The sequence below is a fragment of the Protofrankia sp. CiP1_Cm_nod4 genome (genome assembly GCF_982290645.1).
The window spans coordinates 39,391-54,854 of sequence record NZ_CEVIVC010000012.1 but is presented as its reverse complement, the minus strand read 5'-3'; the positions used below and the strand labels follow the sequence as shown (position 1 = coordinate 54,854).

At 75.3% G+C, this 15,464-nt stretch carries 12 protein-coding genes; 5 read left to right on the top strand and 7 right to left on the bottom strand.

Annotation, left to right across the window (positions count from 1 at the left end; all coding sequences use genetic code 11):
• A partial coding sequence (locus AC5LSR_RS04615) for an ABC transporter ATP-binding protein (RefSeq protein ID WP_493468183.1) occupies positions 1–1,786 on the top strand: 1,786 nt, incomplete at its 5' end.
• Positions 1,787–1,917: 131 nt separating this feature from the next.
• On the opposite strand, the gene AC5LSR_RS04610 is transcribed toward AC5LSR_RS04615, so the two are convergent.
• The 7 genes from AC5LSR_RS04610 to AC5LSR_RS04580 all read right to left on the bottom strand — a co-directional run bounded on the left by AC5LSR_RS04610 (position 1,918) and on the right by AC5LSR_RS04580 (position 11,331).
• Positions 1,918–2,781, bottom strand: a complete 864-nt coding sequence (locus AC5LSR_RS04610; protein WP_250287334.1) for an FHA domain-containing protein — start codon at positions 2,779–2,781, stop codon at positions 1,918–1,920.
• A complete protein-coding gene (locus AC5LSR_RS04605) occupies positions 2,778–4,067 on the bottom strand; it encodes a VWA domain-containing protein (RefSeq protein WP_493468182.1) in 1,290 nt (429 codons plus the stop codon). Before AC5LSR_RS04605 ends, AC5LSR_RS04610 begins: the two co-directional genes overlap by 4 nt.
• The gene (locus tag AC5LSR_RS04600; RefSeq protein ID WP_493468181.1) at positions 4,048–5,229 is read right to left on the bottom strand and encodes a PP2C family protein-serine/threonine phosphatase; all 1,182 of its coding nucleotides are present in this window, start codon (positions 5,227–5,229) and stop codon (positions 4,048–4,050) included. The genes AC5LSR_RS04605 and AC5LSR_RS04600 overlap by 20 nt, the downstream gene beginning before the upstream one ends.
• Entirely contained in the window at positions 5,226–7,574 is a 2,349-nt protein-coding gene (locus AC5LSR_RS04595) for a serine/threonine-protein kinase (RefSeq protein ID WP_250287568.1), read from the bottom strand. Before AC5LSR_RS04595 ends, AC5LSR_RS04600 begins: the two co-directional genes overlap by 4 nt.
• Positions 7,571–8,866, bottom strand: a complete 1,296-nt coding sequence (locus AC5LSR_RS04590; RefSeq protein ID WP_493468180.1) for a hypothetical protein — start codon at positions 8,864–8,866, stop codon at positions 7,571–7,573. Before AC5LSR_RS04590 ends, AC5LSR_RS04595 begins: the two co-directional genes overlap by 4 nt.
• Before the next feature lie 3 nt (positions 8,867–8,869).
• Positions 8,870–9,634: a glutamate ABC transporter substrate-binding protein gene (locus AC5LSR_RS04585; RefSeq protein WP_493464795.1), complete on the bottom strand. Its 765-nt coding sequence runs from the start codon at positions 9,632–9,634 to the stop codon at positions 8,870–8,872.
• Between the two features lie 344 nt (positions 9,635–9,978).
• Complete coding sequence (locus AC5LSR_RS04580; protein WP_493468179.1) at positions 9,979–11,331, bottom strand: GlnX family signal transduction membrane protein; 1,353 nt, start codon at positions 11,329–11,331, stop codon at positions 9,979–9,981.
• A gap of 144 nt (positions 11,332–11,475) precedes the next feature.
• Between AC5LSR_RS04580 and hisI the strand changes: the two genes are divergently transcribed.
• From hisI to trpC, 4 genes are all read left to right on the top strand, one after another.
• Positions 11,476–12,042, top strand: a complete 567-nt coding sequence (gene hisI, locus AC5LSR_RS04575) for a phosphoribosyl-AMP cyclohydrolase (protein ID WP_250291663.1) — start codon at positions 11,476–11,478, stop codon at positions 12,040–12,042.
• The gene (locus AC5LSR_RS04570; protein ID WP_250287482.1) at positions 12,039–13,544 is read left to right on the top strand and encodes an anthranilate synthase component I; all 1,506 of its coding nucleotides are present in this window, start codon (positions 12,039–12,041) and stop codon (positions 13,542–13,544) included. The genes hisI and AC5LSR_RS04570 overlap by 4 nt, the downstream gene beginning before the upstream one ends.
• Positions 13,541–14,257, top strand: coding sequence for a Trp biosynthesis-associated membrane protein (locus tag AC5LSR_RS04565; protein ID WP_493464793.1), 717 nt, complete (start codon positions 13,541–13,543; stop codon positions 14,255–14,257). Before AC5LSR_RS04570 ends, AC5LSR_RS04565 begins: the two co-directional genes overlap by 4 nt.
• A gap of 319 nt (positions 14,258–14,576) precedes the next feature.
• Positions 14,577–15,383, top strand: coding sequence for an indole-3-glycerol phosphate synthase TrpC (gene trpC / locus AC5LSR_RS04560; protein WP_250287169.1), 807 nt, complete (start codon positions 14,577–14,579; stop codon positions 15,381–15,383).
• Positions 15,384–15,464 lie beyond the last annotated feature (81 nt).

Genomic DNA, 15,464 nt, shown 5'->3' with positions numbered 1-15,464 from the left:
GGAGCCGGCGGCGGCCCCGCCGCCGCGGCCCCGGGAGCCGCTGTGGGCCGCGGTGGGCCGGATCCGCCGGCTCGCGCCGGAGCTCACCGCCGGCCTGCCCGTGACGCTGGCCCTCGCCGCGGCCGCGACCGCGGGACGGGTGGTGATCCCGGTCGCCGTCCAGCAGACCGTCGACCACGGCCTGCTGGACGGCCGGCCGGACCTCGCCGTGGTGCGCCACGCGGTGCTGGCCGCGGCGGTGGCGATCGTGGTGACGGCGCTGGCGGCCTACCGGATGAACGTCCGGCTCTACCGGGCGTCGGAGGCGGCCCTGGCGACCATGCGGGTGCGGGCGTTCCGGCACATCCACGAGCTGTCCGTGCTGGCCCAGGCGCGGCAGCGGCGCGGGGCGCTGACCTCCCGGGTGACCAGCGACGTCGACCAGATGTCGCAGTTCCTGCAGTTCGGCGGCATGGTGCTGCTGCTCTCCGCCGGGCAGATGATGGTCGCGACCGTGCTGATGGCGGTGTACTCCTGGCCGCTGACCATCGTCGTCTACGCCTGTTTCGTCCCGATGGCCGTGGTGGTGTGGCGCTTCCAGCCGCGGGTGGCCAGGCGGTACCTGACCGTGCGGGAGCGGGTCGGGGACATGCTGGGCGCGATCTCGGAGTCGGTGGTCGGCGCGGCGGTGGTGCGCGCCTACGGTGTCCAGGCGCGCACGGCGGCCCGGGTGGACACCGCCGTCGACCGGTACCGCTCGGCGCAGACGGCCGCGCAGCGCCTGGTCGCCACGGTCTTCTCCGTCGGGGAGCTGGTGGCGGCGGGCGCCACCAGCGCCGTGGTGGTCGGCGGGGTGCTGCTCGGGGTGGGCGGCCATCTCAGCGCCGGGCGGCTGGTGGCCTTCCTGTTCCTGGTGACGCTGTTCGTGGTGCCGTTGCAGACCCTGACCGAGATGCTCAACGAGGGCGCGGGCGCTCTCGCCGGGCTGCGCCGCGTCCTGGACGTGCTGGACACCCCGCATGACGTGCCCGATCCCGGCCCGGACGGGCGGGAGCTGCCCGCCGGCCCGCTGTCGGTGTGCTTCGAGCGGGTCTCGTTCGCCTATCCGGGCGGCCCGCCCGTGCTGTGCGGCGTCGACCTGCGGATCGCGGCCGGCAGCCGGGTCGCGGTGGTCGGCGAGACCGGGTCGGGCAAGACCACGCTCGCCCGGCTGCTCGTCCGCCTGGTGGATCCGGCCGCCGGCCAGGTGCTCGTCGCCGGGGTGCCACTGGCACGGGTGCGGTTCGCCGCGCTGCGCCGGCGGGTCGTGATGGTCCCGCAGGAGGGGTTCCTCTTCGACGCGAGCATCGCCGACAACGTCCGCTACGGGCGTCCGGACGCCACTGACCGTGATGTTCTGGACGCGTTCGGCGCGCTGGGGCTCGCCGACTGGATCAGCGGGCTCGCCGACGGCGTGCGGGCCCGCGTCGGTGAGCGCGGCAGCCTGCTGGCCGCGGGCGAGCGCCAGCTGGTGGCGCTCGCCCGCGCCCAGGTCGCCGCCCCGGACCTGCTCGTCCTCGACGAGGCGACGTCGGCGGTGGATCCGGCGACCGAGGTGCGGCTGGCCGGCGCGCTGCGCGAGATCACCCGCGGGCGGACGTCGGTCACGATCGCCCACCGGCTGTCCACGGCCGAGTCCGCGGACCTGGTCGTCGTCGTCGACGCCGGCCGGATCGTCCAGCAGGGCACCCACGCGGAGCTGGTCGCCGTCCCCGGCGTGTACCAGCGCCTGCACGCCTCCTGGACGGCCGGCACCAGCGGCTCGTGACGGCCGGGCCGGGCCCGCGGGAGACCGGCGCGAGGTCGTCACCGCGTACGCCGACGCGGCACAGGAGCGTACCCGGCAGCACACCCGCGCCGATCATGGACTGCGCGGGCGGTGGCGAGGGGGAGCCGCGCCTATCGGCGCCGGACCGTGATGCGGGTCCACGAGCCGACGTAGATGCGTGACCCGTCGCGCAGCGGGACGGCCACGCCGCGGGCCAGCGGCGCCAGTTCGTCGTCGAGGTAGGTGCCGTTGGACGACCCCAGGTCGGTGATGGTCAGCGTGCCGTCCGGCGGGTGGTCGAGCATCGCGTGGGTGCGCGAGACCCCTCTGTCCTCGGGCGTCACCGACAGGTCGACGTCGGGGTAGTAGCCGCGGGAGCGGCTCTGCCGGCCGATGAGCGAGCGCGAGCCGCGCAGCGCGAGCACGCGGGTGACGACGGTCGCCGGGAACGACACGCCCTCCTCCGAACCGCGGTCGAAGAACGCCTGGTCCGGCGTGACCTCCGCCTCCCAGCCGCTCGGCGTGCTGTCCGGCGCCGATGCCGATGCCGGTGCCGATGCCGGTGCCGACGCCACGGGGCCACCGGCCGCCGGGCCGCCCGGCCCCGGGTGACGATCTGGCTGGAGGGGATCCGGTGCCTCGACGGGCACGGCCGTCAGCATGGGTGGCGGCATGCCCGTGACGAAGTCGTAGCCGCAGGTCTCGCAGAAACGACCGGCGCCGTCCCGAGGGGTCGTGCACATCGGGCACGAGCCGGCACCGGCACCGGCCGGCCGGGCCGCCGCGTCGGCCGGTCGCGGCGGTTGTGCCTGCGGTGGCTGTGACGGGTGCGGTGGTTGTAACGGGTGCGGCGGTCGTAACGGCTGTGACGGCCCCGGCTCGGGCGGGACGGCGTGCGGCGCCGGGGGCGGCTGCTCGGCGGCGATCAGGATGCCGCACTGGTCGCACCAGTCGTAGGTCTGCGACAGGTGCCCCTCCTGGCAGCGGGCGCTCACCGCTTCGCCGGCACCGTCTTGGTGGACGACACGTCCAGGTCCATCTCGTCCAGCGCGTCGACGTCGCGCCTGAGGCGTACCTTCCCGGTCGCCGGGTCGTCGATGTCGACCACCTTGGCCAGGCGCCGGAGCGTGCCCTCGTCGTCGGCCTCGGCGGCGAGCTGCGTCGCCCGGCCCAGTCTGGTGGCGGCGGTGGCGTCGTCGCCCAGCGCCCTCGCCTCGATGCCCTCCTGGATCGCCCGCGCCAGCTCCTCCTGACCGGTGTAGTGGGCGACCTTGTCGTTGATCCGGGTCGACAGGTCGGTGTCGTCCGTCCAGACGGCCAGGACGAGGGCTTCCGACAGCTTGGTGTCGCCGGCGACGAGGGTCACCCTGGCGGCGAGCTTCCTGGTACCGACCGGACCGGGCACGACGTCGACGCACAGGTGATACTCGCGGGTGCCGGCGCCCCAGGCGCCGGTCGGGTAGTCACGGGTCCGCTCGTTGACGTCGCCGCCGCGGCCGGTCAGGTCGTCGACCTCGGGGTAGACCTGCCGCAGGAACCGGACGGCCGCGCCCTTGGGCGTCCACACCCGTAACGTCACGTCGGGAACGGCCCGGGCGGTGGCCGCGGCGACCACCGCCCGGAAGTCGTCCGCCATCTGTTCCGGAGTCCGCAGCAGCTCCACCGAACCGAGCAGCAGGCTCGCGATCTGGCGCAGCTCGGACACCCGCCAGTCGGCGCCCACCCCCCGGCAGTCGCACTGGAACACGCCTTCGCACCGGGCGAGCGCGGCGGCGAAGACGTCCTCGCTCTCCCAGTTCTGGCCATCGGTGAGCAGGATGGCGTGCCGGGCCGCGCCGGGCCGGGTCTCCATCAGCGAGCGGGTCAGCGTCAGCCACTGGCCGATGGCTGTGCCGCCGCCCGCGCGGACGTCGTGCACCGCCTGCTTCGCCGCCGACCTGGTCGCCGCCGACGCCTCGGCGAGACCGGTCTGGCTTGTCGGGTAGACGACCCGGGCGGAGCTGTTGCCCGAGACCACCGCGAACGCCACGCCGTCGGGCAGCGTGTCGATCGCGACGGCGGCCGCGCGCCGGGCTTCGGTGATCTTCTTGCCCTCCATCGACCCGGAGGAGTCGATGATGATCACTTCCGCGGTGCCGGGGCCCGCGCCCGTGCCGGCCGGGCCGTCGGACACGATTTCGGCACTGTCCGTCACCGCTTTGACCGTCACCACCGCGTGGACATCGGTGGCGCCCTCGCTCAGGTACGCGTTCTGGTTGACATCACTGCTGAACGTGACCATCAAGGTCTCCGGGGGTGAGGTCGTCGGGTACATCGAGGACGATGACGGTGATGTTGTCGTGCCCACCGGCGCGCAGGGCGACGTCGGCCAGGTGCCGGGCGACGTCGATCGGTGCCGCAGCGGTGCCGGCCGAGGCCACGTGGGCGGCGAGCACCTGCGGGTCCGAGGCGTAGTTCCACAGCCCGTCGCTGCACACCACCACCCGGCCGGGACCGGTCAGCCGGGCGGAACCGACCTGCGGGACCACGTTGCCGCCGTTGTCGGGGCCGAGCCAGCGGGTGATCGTGTGCGCTCCCGGCGCCGTCTCGGCGGCCTCCACCGGGATGAGACCGGCGCTCGCGGCGTGTGCGGCGAGCGTGTCGTCGGCCGTGAGCCGCACCGGGCCGTCGGTACCGAGCAGGTACACCCTGCTGTCGCCGAGCCAGCCGACGGACAGCACACTGTCGATGACGACCGCGGCCACGAACGTGCACGCCGGCGCGGCGCCGGGGGTGGCGACCGGCCGGTCCAGCACCGCTCGCTGGGCGGCCGCGGCCGCGGCGCCCAGCGCGTCCGCGCCAGCCCGGTGCGGGGCCGCGGCCCGCGGCCCGCGCCCGGCGCCGGCCGCGGCGGCGACCAGCGACTCGACGGCCGCCGTGGCCGCCGCCCGCGCCGCCGGGCCGGAGTCGGGCGCGGTCGACACGCCGTCGCAGACCACGGCGACCGGCCACGGCCCCAGCGCCATGCCCATCCCGTCCTCGTTGTCCCGGTGCGCCAGGCCCCGGTCGCTGACCCCCGCGATCCGGCCGAGGTCGGTTTCGACCCGGTCGGGCGGCAGTTGCCGGCCGGGCGCGCCCGGCGCGCCGGGGTCCCGCTGCCTCCCGCAGGTCGTGCAGAAGCCGTCGCCGTCGAACTCGGCCGCGCCGCAGCTCCGGCACGGCCCGGGGACGCGCAGCAGGGTGCCGCACGCCTCGCAGTAGGAGTCGGTGGCGAACGCCGGCGCGGCGCACTGTGGGCACGGGACCGCGTCGTCATCCATGGCGCCGTCGTCGACCGCGGTGCCGTCGCCGGCGGCCGGGTCCCCAGCGGCTGGGCCTGTGGCGGCCGGGCCTGTGGCGGCCGGGCCTGTGGCGGCCGGGCCGTCGGTCACGACACCGTCGTCGATGTCCGGGTGCGGGCTCACGTCAGAGTCCTCGGCCGGACCCGGTTCGCCTCGTCGACGTAGGAGTACCGGCCGTCGACGGTGGGTGCCAGCCTGGCCAGCTCCCGGTAGGCAGCCTCGAGCCCGAACCGCAGGTCCTCCTCGCGCAGCGGCCGCCTCACCACCGTCACCGAGTCGTCCGGCACGACGGCGCCGGAGCCCACCAGGTCGACGGCGGTGGCCAGCAGGTCGCGTTCCAGCGCGGCGCGCCGGGCCGGGTCCAGGGTGAGCCGGCCGAGGACGGCCGACGCCTCGGCCAGCCCGGCCCGGTCGGGCGGACCGGCGGCCGTCACCGTCCCCAGCAGCCGGGCGAGCCTGACCTGGGCGTCGAGATAGGCCGCCGACGTCGGCGGCACCCGCCGGTAGGCGTCGGCGGCGCCCTGCCGGTCCCCGGCCGCCGTCCGCACCCTGGCCAGCCCGAACGCCGCGCTGGTGAACGAGTCGTCGGTGCTCGACACCACGTCGTACATCCGCTCGGCGTAGCCCGTGTCGCCGTCGGCCTCGGCGGCCAGTGCCAGCGCGAGCTTGGGCGCGAGCTCGCCCGGCGCCTCGCTGTAGACGCCGTCGAACTCGGCGCGCGCGGTGGCGACGTCGCCCTCGGCCAGCGCGACCAGGCCACGGTAGTAGCCGGCCCGCCAGTCCCACGGGTCCTCGTCCTCGATCGCGTCGAGCGTCCGGCGGGCCTGTTCGTACCGGCCGGCGTCGAGCTGGGCGCGGGCCAGCCGCAGCCGCACCTCGACGGTGGCCGGCTGGATCGCCGCCAGCAGCTCGGCGAGCGCGGCGGCGTCGGTGTCCGGCAGCGCGGCGAGCGTGCTGGCGGCCGGGTCGTCGGGATCGACCCGCAACGTCGGCAGCACGGAGGCGGCCGGCTCGGCCCGGCTGCCGTCCGGGTTCTCGCCGGTCAGGTGGGTGTCGCCGGTGAACCGCCGGCTCGGGGCGGGCGCCGGCATGCCACGTTCCGCGGCCACGACCTCGCGCAGCACGCCCAGCAGCTCGTCGTGCATCTCGTCGGCGCTGGCGAACCGGTCGTCCGGCGAAGATGCGGTGGCCTTCAGCAGGAACCGGTGCAGCGAGTCGTAGCGGAGCAGCGGCGGGTGGTCGTCCGGCGGCGGTAACGAGTGCTTGTACGTGGAGGTGTTGCCACGGAAGTCCAGGATCAGCGTGGCCAGCGTGCGTCCCAGCGTGTACAGGTCGGAGGTTACCGATGGTAACTGGTTGCCGACTTCCGGTGCCTGGTAGCCCGGCGTGCCGTAGACGTCGCTGCTGACGTCGTCGGCCCGGCGGACCGCGCCGAGGTCGATGAGCTTGAGGGTGTCCTGCCCGAGCATCACGTTGTCCGGCTTGAAGTCGCAGAACAGCAGGCCGTTGCGGTGCAGGTAGGCGAACGCCGGCAGCACCGCGAGCAGGTAGGAGACCGCCTCCGCCACCGGCAGCGGGTCCGGCTGGCCGAGCGCCGCGCGGCGCCGCCTGAGCAGCTCGCGCAGTGACGTCCCGCCGACGTACTCCATCACGATGTAGCCGGTCCCGGCATGCTCGACGAAAGTGTAGATCTTGACGATCGTCGGGTGGTCGACGGACGCGAGGAAGCGCCGCTCGGCGATGGCGGCGCTGTGGGCGCTGGCGTCCCCGACGTCGAGCAGCCCCTTGAGCACGACCCGCAGGCCCTCCACGCTGTGGTCGAGGGCCAGATAGATCCAGCCCTGGCCGCCATGGGTGATCGCGCCCACCACCTCGTAGCGGGGGGCCCTGTCGCTGGAGCTCACCGGGGGGCCGATCCTGTCGCCGGGGCGTAACCCCGGCTCGAACGAGAACGGCCGCTGGCAGTGGACGCAGAAGCCGGTCGTACGGCCCGGCCGCCCCTGCCGGCTGCGTCCCACCGGCTGCTCGCAGCCGCGGTTGCGGCAGAACCGCTTGTTCTCCGGCACCACCGGGCTGGTCCGTACCAGCGAGGCCGGGTCCGGGACGGTCGTCTCGGGCACCTGTACCAGCCCGGCGCCGAGCCGGCGCACCGACGACCTGGACGGCTTCGAGCCCCTGGCCCGGCCGGCCCGCGAGGCGCGGGACGAGACCAGTGACGAGGCGGAGCTCGACGCCGACGGGAACGACGGCCGCTGCCGCGACGGCACCGACAGGGCGGCCGGCCCGGGCCTCGGCGGGGCGGGGACCGACATGGCGGGCCCCGAGGCGGCGGAAGGGGATGCGGGGGATGCGGGAGAGGGGGCGGTCCCGCACTCGTCGCAGAACCCGTCCGGCTGGACCGTGCCGCCGCACCCCGGCTCCTGGCACCGGGCCCCGGCGGACGCCGCCGGGCTCGACTGCTGGCTCATCGCGTCGGCTCCTCGAGATCGGTGCGGTCGACCAGTTTCGCGGCGTACGACATCACGAGTTCGTCGGCCGCGTCGAGGTCGACCGGCGAGGTGTAGAGCGTCTCCCGCGCCCGCCGGAAGACGGCGTCGAGGTCCGGGGCCTGCGCCACGCCGTGGCGCACCGCCTTCGCGTGCAGCGCGTGGAGCAGCCCGCGCAGCTCGCCGCGCCGGTTCAGCGGCGCGGCGTTGGCCTCGGCGGCCTGCCGGGCGGTGGCCAGCGCCGAGGTGGCGACGTCGCGCCAGGCGGCGAGCCCGCGGCCGGCCCGCAGCCAGTCGCCGGCGGCCCGGCGGTGCTCGAGGCGCTCGAGCCATGGGCGCAGGCCCCGCCGTGGGTCGTCCAGCCAGCCGTCCGCCAGCCGCAGCAGGCCGGTGCCGGTGCCGGTCACCCGCGTGACGACGGCCGCCGCCGCCTGCTCGGCCGCGGCGGCAACCGAGACGATCTCGGCGAGCAGCTCGCTGGCCGCCCGCAGCTCGTCGGCCAGCGAGTCGTGCTGCCGGCACAGCCCGTCGACGGCGTCGCGGGCCAGGCGGACCCGGTCGGCGGTCTCGGCGGGTCCGGCCGGCGCCACCGCTATCGGGTCGCTGGCGACGCTCGCCGCCAGCGACGACACGCTCGCCCGGGCGGCCGCCAGCTCGGCGACGGCGTCGGGGCCCAGCCCGATCCGCTGGAGCGCCGTCGCCAGCCCGGCGAGTTCGCGCTCGGCGGCGGCCAGCGCCGCGAGGCTGCCGGACCGGGCGGTCTCGAGCAGGTCGAGGTCGGCGTTCGCGGCGGCCACCGTCTCGGCGGTGCCGACCAGCAGGTCCTCGGGATAGATCGCGACGCCGGCACCGGTGCCGGCGGGGCCGGCAGCGCCCGCGCCACCGCCTGCCTCACCGCCCCCGCCCGCGCCCGCGCCTGTGACGGCTGGGCCGGCGTGCGGCGGCGGCGGTCTGCGCGGCACCGACGCCCGGTGCAGCAGGGCCTCGAGCTCCTCCGCCCTGCGCGGCCGCGGCCCGCCGGTGCGTAGCGCCCGTGCCCTGGTCAGCACCTCGGACAGGGTGGTGAACCGGTCCCACAGCCAGTCCAGCCGGTCACGCACCCGGCCGGCGCACACCGCGGTCCGGCTGCCCGGCGCGCCCGCCGTGGCCGCCGGGTCCGGCAGCACGCGGGCAGCCCGCGCGTCCAGGTCGAGCAGCGAGCGGGCCAGCGCCGCGCTGCCCGCCTCCAACTGGGCGAGCGTGGCATCCACGGCGTCGAGCCGGCCGGGCGCCACGGCCTAGTTCCGGTAGACCGGGACCGGCGGCGCTGGGACGGCGCGGTCCAGCCAGCGGCCGAAGATCTGGGCCCAGGCGTGGTCGGCGAACGCCTGCTCGAGCACGCCGTTGACGAACGCGGTCAGGTCGGGGCTGTTCTTGCTCACCCCGGCGGCGATCGGCTGGTTGAACCGGTCGGCGTCGACGACGTGGGTGCGCGGGTCCTGCGCTGCCAGGCCCGCCAGCACCATCTCGTCGTTGACGATGCCCTCGACCTCGCCGTCCTGCAGCGCGATCAGGCAGTCGGCGACGTTCGACACCGGGTAGGGGACCGGGTGCGACGGCTCGTTCTCGATCGCCTGCAGCGACGTGGTGCCGGACGCGGCGCAGACCTTCCTGCCGCCGAGGTCCGCCAGGCGCTGGTACCTCGAGTCACGCAGCACCAGCAGGCCGGTCGCGGTCATGTAGTACACGGTGGTGAAGTCGATCTCGAGCAGCCGGGCGCAGGTCGCCGTCAACGAGCCGGCGGACAGGTCGATCTCGCCGTTCGCGACCAGCGGCAGCCGTTGCGCGGCGGTGATGGCGCGGAACCGCACGTGCCCCGGCTTGCCGAACAGCCACTCGCCGACGAGGTTCGCGACGTCGACGTCGAAGCCCTCGAACGCGCCGGTGTCCGGGTTCACCGAGCCGAACGGCGGGGTGTCCGGACGGACTCCGACGATCAGGTAGCCCCGGTCGAAGATCCTACGCAGCGCCGGGGATGCCGGGACGGTTCCCGGTGCCGGCATCGGCGACGGCGGGCGCCAGGTGGCGGCCGGGTTGCCGCAGCCGGCCGGCGGTGATGCCGGCGACGATGGCGGAGCGGCCGTCGTACCCGCAGCCGCCGTGCCACTGGCGGGCGCGGTGGTCGTGGCCGCCGTCGCTCGGGGCGGTAGCGGTCGGGCGGCGTCCGGCAGGCCTGCCTCGACGCTCCCGCAGGCGACGAGACCGGCCAGTAATGCCGCCCCTAATGCCCCGGCCCTCGCCGCGGCGCGTGGCCTCCTCGCGCTCGCGCGCTTCCGGCGCAAGATCACTCCCACGAGTCAATCGTAGGTTGTCGGCCCTGGCAGGTAAGCCCGATGTCAGGTTGATGTCACGCTCGGCGGTATTCGTTGATGCGGAGCTGGAATCCGGTGACAGTCAGCGCGATGGCACCGACCAGGACGATGGTCGCGACGACCGTCACCGGGGTGAGGTCGTGCGAGGCGTCGGCCAGCGTGGCGGCGAACCGTCGCTCGCTCGCGGTCAGCGCGGCGTCGGCTATCTGGTCGTACCGCCCGAACGTGGCGGTACCGTCGGCGAGCGCGAGCGCGACGGCCTGCTGGAAGCCGCCCGGCTCCGCGGCCCGTGCCCGGACCTGGACGCTGGTCTCCTGGTACTGCTCCCAGGCGCCGGCCAGGCCGGCCCGCGACTGTGCGTCCGGCCCGCCCGCGGCGGCGACGGCGGGCAGCACCGGCGGGCCGGGCACCCCGCCCGGGGCCGCGCCGCCCGGCGCCGTGTCGTCCCGTGCCCGGCCGGACTCGCCGTAGCCCAGGCGCTGGGCGACCCGCGTCGCGTCCAGGTCGAACAGCGCGCCGTTGCCCCGGGCGATCAGCGCCAGGCTCTCGTCGCCCCAGGCGCGAAGGCCGAGGCTGCGCGCCTGGGCGACGAGCGTCATCGGCTGGAAGGCGTCGTCGCGTCCGTCGCGCAGCGTCGACCGTTCGGCGGCGAAGGCACTGAGCGTGTAGCCGAGCACGCCGGCGACCAGCGCGGCCGCGGCGACCAGCGGCAGGTTCAGCACGCGGTTCGTGCGGCGGTACAGCAGCACCTGCACGGCGGCCAGGCCGGCCAGGCTCGCCAGCCCGGCGAGGGTGACCAGGACCGGATGATGCCAGGATGTGGCCTGGTCGTAGGAGGCGTCGATCCGCCTGGCGTCGACGGCGGCCAGCGTGTCGGCGGCCGGCAGGATCGTGTACTGCATCAGCGTGGACGCCTGCCGGAGGTAGGCCGCGCCGACGACGTTGCCGAACCGGTTGTTGGCACGGGCCCGTTCCACCAGGCCGGTGTAGGCCGGAATCTCGCGGGCGAGGGTGGCCAGCGGCTCCCGCGCCTCGGGTGGTCCGCCGGCATGGGCCAGGTCGACGACGCGGCGGGCGGCGGACGCCACCGACTCCTCGTAGACCCGGCGCTGCTCGACGGGTTCGACGCCGCCGGCCAGGAAGGCACGGGCGACCGTGGCGTCCGCGACCGACAGGTCGGCGTGGATGCGTTGCGCGGCGGCGAACGACGGCCCGGCATCGTTCCTGACGGTGTCGACCGCGTCGGCGCGGGACAGCCCGGTGCCGAACGTGGCCAGCCAGAACAGCAGCGTCGTGCCGAGCAGGCCCGCCGACAGCAGGCGGAGCAGGCCAGGCGTGGTGGCCGTCCGCGCCCGAAGGCCCGCGACAGCTCGTCCAACCGGGGTCACACAGTGATCGTAGTGTCACCATGGCGCTGCCGTGCCGAACTGGCAACTACCGGACGGATACTGGACGAACAGGTGCGCCCGGCTCCGCCCGTCCCACCGGCGTGCCGCGCTGGCACGGCTCATCGGCTATGCGGCTCATCGGGCATGCGAGGCCGTCGGGCGCGGCACAATGGGCACGTGCCCGCCCCACCCCCCCGCCTGGACCCCGCGATCGCCGGCCGGCTCAAACGTGACGCCGCCGGCCTGTTCCCGGCGGTCGCCCAGCAGTACGACACCGGCGAGGTGCTGATGGTCGGCTGGATGGACGACGAGGCCCTGCACCGGACGCTGACCACCGGGCGGGCCACCTACTGGAGCCGCAGCCGCCGCGAGTACTGGGTCAAGGGTGACACCAGCGGCCACCTGCAACTGGTCCGCTCGGTGTCGCTGGACTGCGACGGGGACACCGTCCTGGTCCAGGTCGACCAGGTGGGGCCGGCCTGCCACACCGGCAGCCGGAGCTGTTTCGACGGCCGGCGGCTACCAGCCGTCATCATCGACCACGTACGGGCCGGTATCGATCACGTACAGGCCGGCATTGACCACGCACGGGCCGGCATCGGCCACGTACAGGCCAGCATGGACGAACCGCGGGCCGGCGCCGGTCCGGCACGCGACGGCGACGCCCGGCGGGTGGACGCCGCCGAACCCGTGAGAGGAGCCCGGTCGTGACCACAGGGGAGATCAGCCCCGGCCGTTCGCGGTTCCATGAGCTGGCCGCCGAGTACCCGGTGGTCGCGGTGACCCGCCGCCTGCTCGCCGACGGCGAGACCCCGGTCGGGATCTACCGCAAGCTCGCCGGCGGTCCGGGCACGTTCCTGCTGGAGTCCGCCGAGAACAGCGAGACGTGGTCGAGGTACTCGTTCGTGGGCGTCCGGGCCGCGGCCACCCTCACCGAACGTGACGGGTCGGCGGTCTGGGAGGCGGGTGACCCGCCGCCGGGGCTGCCCACCGGCGGCGACCCGCTGGAGATCCTGCGGGCGGCGCGGACGGCGTTGCGCGCCCCCCGGCCGCCCGGCGCCCCACCGCTGACCGGCGGGCTGGTGGGCTACCTGTCGTACGACATCGTCCGGCGGGTGGAACGGCTGCCCTCGACCGCCGTGGACGACCTGGGCATGGCCGAGCTGCGCATGATGCTCACGGCCGACCTGGCCGTCTTCGACCACTGGGACAGCTCCTGCCTGCTGATCGCCAACGTGTTCACCCGCGGCGGCGGCCTCGACGCGGCCTACGACGACGCCCTGCAGCGGCTCGAGGTCATGACGGCCGGCCTGTGCAAGTCGACCGAGCCAACCGTGGCCAGCACCGGCGTGCCGGCGGAGCTGTCGATCGCGGACTTCGTCTCGGCGACCCCACCGGAGCGTTTCGAGGCGTCCGTCGAGGCCGCCATCGAGGAGATCCGGGCCGGCGAGTGCTTCCAGATCGTGGTCTCCCAGCGCTTCGAGCGACCGACGACGGCCGCCGCCCTGGACATCTACCGGGTGCTGCGGGCGTCCAACCCGAGCCCGTACATGTACCTGCTGCGCTTCGACGACCACGATGTGATCGGCTCCTCGCCGGAGGCGCACGTGACGGTGACGGGACGCCGCGCCCTGCTGCACCCGATCGCCGGCAGCCGGCCCCGCGGCGCCACCCCGGAGGCGGACGCCGAGCTCGCCGCGCAGCTGCTCGCCGACCCCAAGGAGCGGTCCGAGCACGTGATGCTTGTCGACCTGGTCCGCAACGACCTGGGCCGGGTCTGCACGCCGGGGTCGGTGCGGGTGGTCGAGTTCGCCGCCGTCGAGCGGTTCTCGCAGATCATGCACATCGTCTCGACGGTGACCGGCGAGGTCGCGGCGGACCGTTCGGCCGTGGACGTCCTCACGGCGACCTTCCCCGCCGGCACCCTCACCGGCGCGCCGAAGGTGCGCGCGATGGAGATCATCGATGGGCTCGAGCCCACCCGCCGGGGCCTGTACGGGGGCGTGGTCGGCTACCTGGACTTCGGCGGTGACCTGGACACCGCGATCGCCATCCGCACCGCCGTGCTGCGTGACGGTGTCGCCTACGTGCAGGCCGGCGCGGGCATCGTCGCCGACTCCGTCCCCGCGGCCGAGAACGACGAGAGCCGCACCAAGGCGGCGGCGGTGCTGCGGGCGGTCGAGATCGCCGAGTCGCTGCGCCCGCCGACATGACCGGGGGCACACCGCGGACACCGTTCGTGGCCGCCGGTGGGCGCCGCGACGACGACACCCGCGCGGCCGACGACACCCGCGCGGCCAGCGGGGGAGGGACGGGCCGGGCGGACGTGCCCGGGCCGTCCGCCGGCACCGCCGGCCGGCGGCGGGAGATGGCCGTGGCGGTGGCCGCCTGCCTGCTCGGCGCCGCGGTGGTGCTGCTCACCGTCGGGGCGACCTGGGTGCGGGTGCGGGTCTCCGCCGTGGGGGCGAACGAGCCGGCGGTGGCCGCCGCGCCGCTGGCGGCCGGCCTGAGCGGCTCCGAGCTGGCCCCGGCCCTGGCCGGGCTGGGCCTGGTGGGGCTCGCCGGGGTGGTGGCGATCGCCGCGACCAGGCGTGCCGGCCGGGTGGTCGTCGGTGTGCTCGTCCTGCTCGCCGGGGTGGCGGCCGCGGTCGTCGCCGGCCGGGTCGCGGCCGACCCCCTTGCGGCGGCGCGGGCCACCGCGCGGGTGCGCGACCTCGTCCCCGGCGCCACCGCCGACCTGCGGGACCTGCGGCGCACCGCCGCGCCGTGGCTGGCCGCCGCCGGCGGCGTGCTCCTCGCCGGCGGCGGGCTGCTCGTCGCGCTGCGCGGGCACACCTGGTCGGCGCTGTCCGCCCGCTACCGGGCCCCGGCGGCCCGGCCGGTCGACGCCTGGGAGGCCATCGACCGAGGCGACGACCCGACCTGATCCTGGCCTCAGCCGATCTCGGGGCGGGCCGGCAACCGGTCGCTGGCGGGCGGACTGCCAGGTGTCGGCTGCCTTACGGTCGGCAACAGTCCCTCCGGATGATCAACAGACGGACAATCACGATACGTGGGCATGGTGTCCGCGCATCCGGTGTGCAAAGGTTTTTCAGCCTTCTCGTTTCACTGTCCTCGGTCCTGTGTCAACCGGTGAGCAACCGGCGGGTGTGAGCATTCGAGCCCTTCGGCGGGGGGCGGATGCCTGCGGCACACGCCTGGCCTAACATCGGCGCCATGGCCGCGACAGCCACGGGCACAGACCGATGAGCGTTCTCGACGACATCCTTGACGGGGTGCGCGTGGACCTCGCCGAACGGGAGGCCGCGACCCCCCTGGCGGCGCTGAAGCGACGCGTCGAGCGCGTTCCCGATCCCAGGGACGCGCTGGCGGCGCTGCGTAGCCGGGCCGTCGCGGTGATCGCCGAGGTCAAGCGCCGTTCCCCGTCCAGGGGCGAGCTCGCCACGATCGCCGACCCGGCGGCGCTGGCGGCCCAGTTCGAGGCGGCGGGCGCGGCGGCGATCAGCGTCCTGACCGAGCGGCGCCGGTTCGGCGGGTCCCTGGCCGACCTGGACGCCGTGCGCGTCGCGGTGGACGTGCCCATCCTGCGCAAGGATTTCGTGATCTCCCCGTACCAGGTCTTCGAGGCGCGGGCGCACGGTGCCGACATCGTCCTGCTGATCGTGGCGGCGTTGGAGCAGCCCCGGCTGGTCGGCCTGCTCGAGCGGGTCGAGTCGCTGGGCATGACCGCCCTGGTCGAGGTGCACGACGAGCAGGAGGTCGCGCGGGCGGTCGACGCGGGAGCGAAACTGATCGGCGTCAACGCGCGTAACCTGCGGACGCTGGACGTCGACCGTGCCACCTTCGCCCGGCTGGCGCCGCTGCTGCCGCCGGGGGTGGTCAAGGTCGCCGAGTCCGGCGTGCGCGGGCCGCACGACCTGCTCGCCTACGCCGCGGCCGGCGCCGAGGCGGTCCTGGTGGGGGAGGCCGCGGTGACCGGCACGAATCCCCGCCAGACGGTCGCGGACCTGGTCACCGCCGGCGCGCATCCAGCCACCAAGGTCGGCCGCTGACTCGCCGCCGGCCCACCGCTGACGTGTCGCCGGGCCGCCGCTGACGTGCCGCTGACGTGCTGCTGGCTCGCCGCCGATGTG